This is a genomic window from Vibrio sp. OPT18, assembly GCF_015163615.1.
In the GTDB taxonomy this organism is placed as follows: Bacteria; Pseudomonadota; Gammaproteobacteria; order Enterobacterales; family Vibrionaceae; genus Vibrio; species Vibrio coralliirubri.
Genome location: NZ_JADDYK010000053.1, coordinates 246259 through 248718 on the forward strand (window position 1 = coordinate 246259; position 2460 = coordinate 248718).

General features: G+C 47.0%; 3 protein-coding genes. 2 read left to right on the top strand and 1 reads right to left on the bottom strand.

Translation table 11 applies throughout. The features are described from left to right. A partial coding sequence (locus IQQ51_RS27140; protein ID WP_228012866.1) for a sphingomyelin phosphodiesterase occupies positions 1-695 on the top strand: 695 nt, incomplete at its 5' end. Positions 696-734: 39 nt separating this feature from the next. Beyond that, positions 735-1685: a chromosome partitioning protein ParA gene (locus IQQ51_RS14430; RefSeq protein WP_193841441.1), complete on the top strand. Its 951-nt coding sequence runs from the start codon at positions 735-737 to the stop codon at positions 1683-1685. Between the two features lie 4 nt (positions 1686-1689). On the opposite strand, the gene IQQ51_RS14435 is transcribed toward IQQ51_RS14430, so the two are convergent. Then, the coding region (locus IQQ51_RS14435; RefSeq protein ID WP_228012867.1) for an AraC family transcriptional regulator at positions 1690-2460 on the bottom strand (771 nt) is incomplete at its 5' end.

The following is a 2460-nucleotide window of genomic DNA, read 5'->3' on the forward strand; positions in this document are numbered from 1 at the left end:
TGTTGGCGCTTCAAGAGGTGTTTGCTAACGGCAGAGATGAATTCTTGCGTGAACTTGCGAAAGAGTATCCTTATCAAACCAAAATGCTCGATAAAGATGGGATTAACATCTATGACGGCGGCGTAATCATTGTCAGCCGCTACCCTATCGTTAATGAAGCGCAGTATGTTTTCCCTGATTGCACGGGCACAGATTGCTTTGCTGATAAAGGTGTTAACTACGCCGAAGTGATCAAGAATGGTCAGGCTTATCATGTATTCGGCACCCACACGGCATCATTCGATACGGACACGGCACGTGACTACCGACAACGTCAATTCAAGCAGATGCGTGCACTAGCGCAGTCTCTGAATATCCCGGCATCAGAAACTGTGGTGTACAGCGGTGACTTCAACGTGAACAAACTCAAGTTCCCAGGCGACTACCAACAGATGTTCGCTAACCTGCAAGCTGAAGAGCCACAATATTCAGGTTACACCGCTTCTACCTTTGACCCACGCATCAACAACTTTGCGGGCGAACCTATGTCGGGTGGCGAGAACGTTGAGTATCTAGATTATGTGGTGGTGAGTTCAGAGTATGCAGCTAAAGCGCATAACGACAATCGTGTGGATGTCCCAAGATCAACAAGCAGTGAGTTATGGAAGCACTACAACCTTTCAGACCACTTCCCTGTTAGCGCCGTGATTAAGTAACTCGGTGAACCAATAATGCATCGAGTTATATTAATCCTAATGCTCGTCTTAACGGCGAGCATTATTGGCTTTTCGTGGTCATCAAAATCGATTGAAACACCGCAACCTTCAGCTCAACACACAGAATCTAAGCCGCGTGTTTCTACGACAACTGCTGACGATAATTTTACACCAACGACAACCGCCAGTTCGGGAAATGCAGCATCGCAGAGCAAACCAGCCGAAGCTGAATCATCAGGCGGGGAAACGAATGCTGAAAACTTGACTGAGCTTGAAGGCAAGGCTTTGCTCGATGAACTCGATGGGTTCTGGAAGCTTTGCCAACAGCGTGAAGACTGCGCAGAGCAACTCGCACGACTGAAAACAGAATTGCCGAGTATATGGTTTGAGTTATTGAGCGACTATCCGCAGCTATCAGTCGACTGGCAATTAACTCAAAGCACTATCCCTCTTGAATCCATAGAGACTCTCGAAGAGCGTGTTGCCCTATTCAAACAATCTGCACAGCAAGTATGGGGAGAGTTGGCCCACCAGCTATTCGCAGACCAGTTTACTCATTTGGATTTTACGCTCGAAGCCAAAACCCTTAAAGAAAACGAAGCGAGCCAGTTTTTAGCCAACTATCAAGATTTGCTTAGTGAATGGCAAAACAATACGGGCACGTTAAACGCCGAAACACAGCTTCAAAAATATGAACTGGCAGTCTCCTTGATACCCAGCAGTTATAGCCCTGCTGAGATAGTATCAGTCAAAGCCGACCTTCAAGAGGCCTACTTAGATGAAACGCAGGCCAGCAACATTGCCGCGCGAGAACAACAAGTCGCACAGCAGCAACAAACCGTGATGAGTTATCACGAGCAACTGGATCAGCTCAAAGCGACCTTAGGCTCTCAGCGTTCATCAAGTTATGCCACTTGGACTCAACAAGATTGGGACAGTTACTATCAGCAGCAAGTCACCGATTTCAGGGAGCAGTTTTTTAGCCAGTAACGTTTTAACTAAAACCGTCACGAAACTGCGCAGGCGTCTTATTGAGCCACCCTTTAAACGCCCTTCTGAAGTTTGCAGGGTCGCTATAACCGAGCCTTTCACCAATGTCGTCAATGCTCATGGTTGTGCCGAGTAACAGCTCTTTGGCCAGTTCCACTCGAACTTCGGTAAGCAATATTTGGTAACTGGATTCATGGGTTACTAGCTCTCGCCTGAGTGTACGAGAACTGCAACCAAACTCATCCGCGAGTTGTTCAATATTCGGGAAACAGCCTGCGGTTTGATAAAAGATCGTTTTGATCTGATTAGTCAGCAGATGCTCAGAGTACAGTGTTTCGACTATCGACTGGCAAGACGCAAGATAGCGCTTTAGTGTCGCGGCATCATGAGTCAATAAGGTTTGCGACAAAACCGAGGCATCAAAACGCAGTTCACAATGGCTCTGCTCAAAAACTACAGGGCACTGGAAACGCTCGTCATAGAGCTTGGCGTAATTAGTGCGAGCATAAGGCAAAGCCAAAGTGTGAATATCCAACTCATGACCAGTCAGCTCTTTGAACAAAGAGACAATTGAACTCAAGAAATACTCACTGCAGAAAGGGAGCAGATCGCCCACTTCCAAGGTGTTCTCAATCTGAATCACTGCTTGTTCAGAATCTAGAAGCAGTTTAACCGAGAAGATAGGACCATTCAGGCGCAAATACTTGAAGCCCGACTTGATGGCCTCCCCGACATTTTGACTGGTCGATAACGCATAACCCAACACACCAAAGTG